8 protein-coding genes and 2 tRNA genes are annotated in these 8,139 nt (G+C 45.3%); 2 read left to right on the forward strand and 8 right to left on the reverse strand.

Annotated elements, in window-relative coordinates; genetic code table 11:
* Window positions 1-89: 89 nt before the first annotated feature.
* Window positions 90-947 (forward strand): formate/nitrite transporter family protein, encoded by an 858-nt coding sequence (locus SGI98_07605; GenBank protein MDZ4743268.1) that lies wholly within the window; start codon window positions 90-92, stop codon window positions 945-947.
* A 25-nt stretch (window positions 948-972) separates the two neighbouring features.
* On the opposite strand, the gene SGI98_07610 is transcribed toward SGI98_07605, so the two are convergent.
* The 3 genes from SGI98_07610 to SGI98_07620 all read right to left on the reverse strand — a co-directional run bounded on the left by SGI98_07610 (window position 973) and on the right by SGI98_07620 (window position 4,228).
* On the reverse strand, window positions 973-1,617 hold the full coding sequence (locus tag SGI98_07610) for a hypothetical protein (GenBank protein MDZ4743269.1): 645 nt from the start codon (window positions 1,615-1,617) through the stop codon (window positions 973-975).
* A gap of 16 nt (window positions 1,618-1,633) precedes the next feature.
* Window positions 1,634-3,193 carry a 2-isopropylmalate synthase gene (locus tag SGI98_07615; protein MDZ4743270.1) on the reverse strand — a complete coding sequence of 520 codons (1,560 nt, stop codon included), beginning with the start codon at window positions 3,191-3,193 and terminating at the stop codon, window positions 1,634-1,636.
* A 243-nt stretch (window positions 3,194-3,436) separates the two neighbouring features.
* Entirely contained in the window at window positions 3,437-4,228 is a 792-nt protein-coding gene (locus SGI98_07620; GenBank protein ID MDZ4743271.1) for an MBL fold metallo-hydrolase, read from the reverse strand.
* A 111-nt stretch (window positions 4,229-4,339) separates the two neighbouring features.
* Here SGI98_07620 and SGI98_07625 point away from each other — a divergent pair, with 111 nt between their 5' ends.
* Window positions 4,340-5,155, forward strand: a complete 816-nt coding sequence (locus SGI98_07625; protein ID MDZ4743272.1) for an RDD family protein — start codon at window positions 4,340-4,342, stop codon at window positions 5,153-5,155.
* Here the strand turns inward: SGI98_07625 and SGI98_07630 are convergent.
* The 5 genes from SGI98_07630 to ablA all read right to left on the reverse strand — a co-directional run bounded on the left by SGI98_07630 (window position 5,152) and on the right by ablA (window position 7,906).
* Window positions 5,152-5,757 carry a fatty acid hydroxylase gene (locus tag SGI98_07630; protein MDZ4743273.1) on the reverse strand — a complete coding sequence of 202 codons (606 nt, stop codon included), beginning with the start codon at window positions 5,755-5,757 and terminating at the stop codon, window positions 5,152-5,154. The two genes, SGI98_07625 and SGI98_07630, sit on opposite strands and share 4 nt — an antisense overlap.
* Window positions 5,758-5,879: 122 nt before the next feature.
* Window positions 5,880-5,956, reverse strand: a tRNA-Asp gene (locus SGI98_07635).
* Window positions 5,957-5,978: 22 nt separating this feature from the next.
* Window positions 5,979-6,055 (reverse strand) — tRNA-Met (locus tag SGI98_07640).
* Between the two features lie 144 nt (window positions 6,056-6,199).
* On the reverse strand, window positions 6,200-6,619 hold the full coding sequence (locus tag SGI98_07645) for a DUF5069 domain-containing protein (protein ID MDZ4743274.1): 420 nt from the start codon (window positions 6,617-6,619) through the stop codon (window positions 6,200-6,202).
* 21 nt (window positions 6,620-6,640) lie between these two features.
* Entirely contained in the window at window positions 6,641-7,906 is a 1,266-nt protein-coding gene (gene ablA, locus SGI98_07650) for a lysine 2,3-aminomutase (GenBank protein MDZ4743275.1), read from the reverse strand.
* Window positions 7,907-8,139 lie beyond the last annotated feature (233 nt).

The following is an 8,139-nucleotide window of genomic DNA, read 5'->3' on the forward strand; positions in this document are numbered from 1 at the left end:
CTGTCATTAAGGATAAACTCCCTCTCCTTTTATCAGAAAAAAGGATAAACTCCTTGCCGGGAGAATAAGTGATTGGTAATGAAGTTTTTATGGGTGCCGAACAAAAACCAGCAGAGGATCGAAAAATCGAAAATCCAACTATTTTTGGATTCGATTCTTATTCACCAAAGGAAATTGCTGAAAGGGTCGATAAATTAGGGATCACCAAAGCGCGACTCCCGCTCTTGCCCATGTCGGCTCTCGGCATTATGGCTGGTGGCTTTATCGGTCTGGGAAGCATGTTTTACACCCTAGTGGTAAGCGATCCGACACTAAATTTCACCCTTGCACGAGTCATTGGAGGGCTCGCTTTTTCATTGGGATTAATCCTGGTTGTGATTGCTGGAGCAGAACTTTTTACGGGGAATAATTTACTCGTCATGGCCTTAGTAAGCCGGAAAATTACTTTTTTTGAATTAATCAAAAACTGGACCATTATCCTGATCACGAATTTTTTAGGAGCATTGGGCCTCGTACTCATTGTTTATTATTCACATCATGCCGCCATGCACGATGGTGCTGTCGGCTTACAAGCAGTAAAAATCGCTATTTATAAGACTTCCGCCCCGTGGAGTGAGCTCTTTTTCAAGGGTATCTTGTGTAATCTCCTTGTATGCTTGGGTGTCTGGATGGCCATGTCCGGACGTACCGTCACAGACAAGGTTCTCGCATGTATCTTTCCTGTCACCGCCTTTGTGGCGGCGGGTTTCGAACATAGCGTGGCAAATATGTATTTAATCCCCCTGGGAATCTTACTTAAAGGGAGTTATGGCGAGGGGTTAACTTTAATTAATCATCTCACATGGAGCGGGTTTATATATAATATGGTTCCCGTCGTTTTAGGAAATATCTTTGGGGGAAGCGTTATTGTCGCGCTAGTCTATTATATCATTTATCGACGAAAATAAGGGGTGTCACAGTCAGGAACAAAACTTACTTCGACGCGTTTTTTTCTATTTGTGTCAACCTTCCGCCAATCAAGAGGACGGTAATGCTTTGAAGAAACATCAGTACTCCCGCCCCTATCCCGACATAAAACAGGGTAAACTGTCCTTGGATCGGGACTTTTAATTCACCGCTGGCGATGAGTAACTGGTCATGGACAGTCTGTAGGCTTGCGCTGATCTTTGGACTGTCTTCCGCCATTTTAATCAGTTGAGGGCCGCTGGACTCAAAACTCTCACCGACTTTATGAAATCCTTCCCCCACTTCCGCAAGGGAATTGGTCGAAAAGGGTTTTGCATATTCCAGCACAGGTTTGAAGCCATCAAGGGTGATACTTGTGGGTAACTTCATGTCTTTGAGGAGAAACCCAGCCGCTGACACCTTATCTCCAAAATTCTTCACCGTAGGAGCCATGTCACGCATGGCTTCCCCGCTTTTTTGGAGGGATTCACTCATATTCCCATAATAGTCCTTTGCTGCTAACGAGACTTTTGCCGCTTCCTCCAAGCTTCTGGAAGTCGCCTCCATGGCACGGGTGAGTTTTACCGCATCGGTTTGTTGTGAGAGAATCACAAATGCAGCAATTAATGCCAGTGACAATATCATCTCAATAATAGCTAGACTCTTAATCATATATACCTTGGTAAATCTAGGGTTGTGGATTAACGATCTTCTTTTTACCCTTTTTAGCCGGGCTTTCAAATACATGGCGGTTCACTGCATTCAAATATGCCCGGGCACTGGCTTCAATGACATCCGTGCTGGCTCCTTTGCCGGTGACTAATTCCCCGTCGCCAAAATCCACTTTGATCGTGACTTCACCCATGGCATCCTTGCCTTCGGTGGTGGCTCGAACCGCATACTCGACCAGATTCCCATGAACCCCGGTCAGGCGGTCAATCGTTTTCATGGCAGCATCGACAGCCCCATCCCCCGTTCCGGAATCCTGCAAAGAGATTTTATCCTTGTGCAACAACCTCACAGTGGCAGTGGGAACAGTCTTTGAACCACTCGTCACGCAGATATAATCCAGTTTATAAGCTTCGCGCCCTGCAAATTGCCCCCCTACCAAGGCAGCTAAATCATCATCATAAACGAATTTTTTACGGTCACCAATCTCTTTAAACCGCGTGAAAACATCGTTTATTTCAGCGTCACTCAAGCGGAATCCTAAGTGCTTCAGGCGGATGACCATTGCATGGCGTCCACTGTGTTTGGTCAGGGGCAGCTCAGTCTCCCCCCAGCCGACTAATTTCGGATCCATAATCTCATAGGTCTCGCGTTTCTTAATAATCCCGTCCTGATGGATGCCTGAGCTGTGGGCAAAAGCGTTTTCACCGACAATCGCTTTATTCCGTTGAATCAGGAAACCGGTCATCCGGGAGACCAAACGGGAGGTCTTCACAATTTCTTTCAGATCGATATCCATACGCAAATTGCGGAAATAATCTTTCCGGGTTTTTATCGCCATGACAATCTCTTCCAAAGCGGCATTACCGGCACGTTCACCGATTCCATTGATCGTACATTCCACCTGACGAGCCCCATTTTGAACGGCTGACAATGAGTTCGCCACTGCCATCCCCAAGTCATTATGGCAATGGGTGCTGAAAATAACATCACGCCCTCCCTTGCAATTTTCGATCAGGTACTTGAATATTTTACCGTATTCCTCGGGAGCTGCGTAACCCACTGTGTCAGGTAAATTGATTGTGGTCGCGCCAGCGGCAATGACGGCTTCAACGATTTTCTTTAAAAAATCAACTTCTGTGCGTGAAGCATCTTCGGGGGAAAACTCGATATTCTTCACATGCGAACGGGCACGTTTAACGCCTTCCACAGCCAACTTTAATATTTCATCCTGGGCTTTGCCAAATTTGAATTCACGGTGGATTTTAGATGTACCTAAAAAAACGTGAATCCTTCCGTTTTTACCGGCTGCCTTTACCGCTTCCCCGGCCGCATCGATATCTTTAGTCACACAACGTGCCAGACCGGTAATCACAGGTCCCCTTACCTCCTTAGCAATCATGGAGACAGCCTCGAAATCCCCTTTACTGATGACCGGAAAACCAGCCTCAATGATGTCCACACCCAGTCTCGCTAACTGATGGGCCACCTCCAGCTTTTGCCGAATATTCATACTTGCCCCGGGACACTGTTCTCCGTCCCTTAATGTTGTATCAAATATATAAATCTTCTCGCTCATAAAATTCCTTAATACTTATCTAGATTAAATTAAAATTTGTGGAATAAAAAACTCCGACCTTATTCTAAATGATCATGGCCCTGGAGATTCGGATCGGGTTTCAAGAGTGAAAATTTTGTCCGGGAGAAAAAACTTACTCCAGAGCCGCGCTAAGTCGCAGGTCTGTCCCGAGAAGATTGAGTAGAAGTTTGTTTACCATTACCTAGAAACACTAATTTAAACCCCCTCATTCGTCAAAGTATATTATCCCAAGGTTATCTTCATATCATCTTCCGCAAACTTCACCTTATTTTTGCCCAGATACTTTTCCGCCATCTTTAAAATCTTCGGGCGGATATTGTAGAACTCCTCGGCAATATGGGTCAGAACTAGCTTTTTAAAGGGTTTCCCTTTCAAATAGGAAAACAATGCCTCTGGTTCAAAGTGGGCGAGTTCGCACACCAATAAATCGACGGGTTGTGAAAAGAGCGGGGCAATGTCTTCCGGTGCGCCCAAATCCATGGACATCCCAAGATGAAATTTCCGGAGATTCACATCAAAACAAAATGCTTGGAATTGTTTTTTTAGCTTCTTTTGTAAAAGCTGCTTCAGCACATCAAGATGAGTCGAAGGATAGGGGATCGCCTCAATGTTGTCCCCTTGGATTGGCACCCCCACTTTGAGGATATGCCAATGAATTTTGAACCCGATTAATGACTCATCCAAATAACCCATTTTGAGAATCTCTTGTAAAGGGACAACCCCCTCCTCCGGCAGATAAATAGGTAATGGCCTCTTACGGCGTTCAAGCCACATCCCTTGGATCAACATATGAAATCCCCCGACATGATCCCCGTGCAGATGGGAGATGACCAAACGCTCAATGGAATTAAAATCGATCCCATTCTTTTTAAGTAAATGACATACGGGCTCCCCACAATCAAACAGGGTATAACCCGCTATTGTTTTTACCAAAATAGCAGTATGGTACCGATTTCCACAGGCATTTCCATGTCCTGTACCGAGAAAATGAATCAATTGGCTGGGTGACTTCATTAAATTATCACTAAGCTTGCCGTGCTCCCGCCTATCAGTAAAGACCAAAGAGAGGAATATCTGATATCAAATATTGTTTCTATGGTCATTTCGGGTATTAATCTTTGAAATATGGGATGGTATTACTTCGACGGAAAAACACAACATGGTCCTGTCACTGATGATGAACTGCGTGCAATAGCGAAAACACCCATTTTCACCCCTGAAACCTTGGTTTGGCAAGAGGGTTTAGCCGACTGGATACCATTTCAAAAGGCATTTCCAGAAATTTCTCCAAAAAAATCCAAGGCTACATTTAAATCAGATCAGGATTCCTCTACCCCTCTCCAGTCCGGTCAACACGTCTGTGCAATTACCGGAAATATATATACCGAAAGCGATATGATCCGTTTCGGTGAAGTGTGGGTGAGTAAAGATAACAAGGATAAATATTTACGTTACCTTCTCCAAAATGGGCATATTCCCGGCACCGTCGACCATTATGCTGGTTTTGGAGTCCGTGCTCTGGCACTGACGATCGATCAATTAATCCTTTGTATTCCGGGAGTTTTCCTGTTTTGGGGAATGGGTGGCTGGACGGAAATTCAAAATATGTTTAATGCGATTAGTGCGGGTGGTGAGGTCGATCCGGTAGCCTTGCAGCAAAAATTTTATCTTTATTGGGTTATCATCCTTTTGATTACCTCGGCTTACTTCATTTTCTTTACTGGAAAATATAGTGCCAGTCCGGGGAAAATTATTTGCAGGATAAAGGTCGTGAAGGCAGACGGCACTCCGATTGGTTATGGACTTTCCACCTTCCGATACTTGGCGAGTTTAGTCTCCAGTGCCATCTTTTATCTCGGATACTTGAGTGTCTTCTGCGATAATCAAGAGCGGACATTACACGATTTTCTGTGTAATACCCGCGTAATCAAAATAGACTAGGAGTTTCCTACTGCTACTTTTGTGAGCTTCTTCTCCTTTGGCTGTACATGAGGAATACAGTGTCCTATAGGCTGAGCGAAGGAAATGGGGGAACGCAAAAGTAAAGTGCCCAGTAAAAGATCAGCTAAAGGCATCACGACATTATAATTTTTATGCATATAACGGTGGTGAAGAAGATGATGCCCGTTTAACCGAAAATAAATGGGTGAATGCTCTACATGCCGGTTTTTCGGGATATGCATACACCAATGCATGTATTCATAAGTGAAATAATAACAGATCATCGCCGCCATCATCCCCCAAAATATGGGAGCTCCGATGAGATATTGGACAAACAGGAATAGGGGTATATGTAATGACCACAGGATCGGGGCATTCCACCATGCCATTGGGACAATGCGTTTATCCGTTTCTTTTTGAACGTGATAAGTAGCGTCTGCCTTAAAAACAGTGTGATGGACGATTGCATGAGAACGGAATGGATACGAAAAAAAACTCCAGTTTTTATGCATGATATAACGGTGCAAAGTCCATTCAAAAAAACTCGCATAAACGACTGCTCCAAAAAAACCAAGTATCTGCCAAAATATCCAATGTGTCATTGTTGTATTTTTCTTAAAAGTTTTTTCTTTAGCTCAAGAAGGCCATTTATTTCAGCATTCCTTGAGTGAATATATACTAGGTAACTTTTATAAAAAGGAAAGAAAGAAATAAGCTAAAAAAATGGCGGAGTCAACGGGACTCGAACCCGCAACCTCTGCCGTGACAGGGCAGCGCTCTAACCAATTGAGCTATGACTCCGCTGATAAATCGCAGTGAAAAATGGTTGCGGGAGCTGGATTTGAACCAGCGACCTTCAGGTTATGAGCCTGACGAGCTACCAGGCTGCTCTATCCCGCGCTCAATGCGAAGCCGTATACAAACAGAATCAGGCAAGTTGCGCAACAGTTTTTATTACATACTGAAATAATAAATTCTATTGCCTAATTACTTCCGGATATAAACCCGTATATTAATTGAGCAATTTAGCCTTTTTTTTTAAAATCAAAGCGGCTCTTCATCAGCTTCAATCAAATCAAAGAATGTCACCACATTCTCTCTCCCTCCAAAACCATCCTCCACTTTACGTTTTTGCAAGAAATCTGCCGCATCATCCCTCCAACCACGTTTTGAGAGGAAAGCATTAAACATCTCAATTTCAAAATCTGTCGGGTGTTTGAACGTGGATAATAACCACTGGATAATCTCCTCATCACTGCCCCCTTGTTTCACCCGCTCCTGAAGTTTTACATAATCACCATTGATAAAACTCATCAAACGCGCATCAAATCCACCCCCGAGGTTTTTGTGGTATCCTTCCGGTAACTGCCCTGCCTGATGGAGGCGCACTTTATCCAGTAGCCGGGCGGCATAAATAATGCCACAAACTTTTTCATAGGGTGAGCGTAATCCTTCGACTTTCATAAGACCTTTCGTTTTCTTGGATTACCACTTGCGGTCGCGCTGCCAGTCAAGATCGTACTCGGGTTCACCGATATTAATCCCCTCGCCTTCCGGTTCCGGATACTCGAAAATTTTTCCTTCAAAATTCCGTATCATGATCCGCTCGGAATCATGATCAATGATGTAATCGGGCATGATCGGGACTTTTCCTCCACCGCCCGGGGCGTCAATCACGTACATCGGCACAGCATAACCCGTGGTGTGCCCGCGCAGGTTTTCCATAATTTCAAGTCCTTTACGGACACTGGTCCGCAAATGGGCGGAACCCTTAATCAAATCGCACTGGTAAATATAATAAGGTCTGACCCGTGCCATCAGGAGTTTTTGTACTAATGCCTTCATCACCGTCACATCATCATTCACCCCCCTGAGCAGTACCGACTGGTTACCTAAGGGGATCCCCGCATCCACGAGGCGGCCTATTGCCTCACGCGACTCGATGGTGAGTTCACGGGGATGATTTGTATGGATACTCATCCAAAGGGGATGATATTTCCGGAGGATGGAGCAAAGTTCCGGGGTAATCCTCTGGGGGAGAAATATCGGGATACGGGAACCAATCCGCAGGAATTCCACATGCGGGATACTGCGTAACTCTCCCAATATATAATCCAACTTATCATCACTGAGTAAGAGGGGGTCTCCCCCGGAGAGCAGGACATCACGGATCTCAGTGTGTTCACGGATGTATTGAATCGCGCGATCAAAATCGGTCTCCAAATGCTGATCTCCGGCTCCGCTGACCACACGGCTGCGGGTACAATAACGGCAATACGAGGCACAACGGTCTGTCACAAGGAAAAGAACTCGGTCAGGATAACGATGAACCAATCCCGAAACAGGCATGTGGGAATCCTCCCCGCAGGGGTCATCCATATCCATCTCATCCTCATGTGTCTCCTCAATACGGGGAATAATCTGCCGCCTGATAGGGTCATGGGCATCTGCTGGGTCGATCAAACTTAAATAATAAGGGGTAATCGCCATCGCGAGCTTTGTCTCAGTCAGGAGGACCCCCTGTTTTTCCTCTGGGCTCAGTGTAAGATGCTTCTCGAGCTGGGCAAGTGTACGAATGTTATTTCGCAGCTGCCAACGGTAGTCACTCCAGTCTTCGTCAGTGACACCAGGCCATTGATTGCGCGGGGCACTCTGAAAACGTTTTAATTCTAAAAAAGCCGATTCTGTATCGGATGAACCATTTATCATGATGAATAGGATAAAAAGTATCCTATCTCCCTCTTCTGTCAAGTGCCTGTCTAAACAATATCAATAGAAAACGCCTTGAAAGACACTCTCTAGATGGAACATAAACTCGAAAACCATCGTTCCCAAATAATGACTCCGCCGGCGGGAACGCCCTAGGATGCACGCAGGGCCGCTTGCCCTATACGCTGGATGGGCGCGCTTTTTCTGATAGGGGCGACCGGCTCGGTTGCCGAATGTCGGATGGAACCGTGGAACTCTGGCCCCCTGCATAGGCC

The organism is Verrucomicrobiota bacterium (assembly GCA_034440155.1).
GTDB lineage: Bacteria > Verrucomicrobiota > Verrucomicrobiia > JAWXBN01 > JAWXBN01 > JAWXBN01.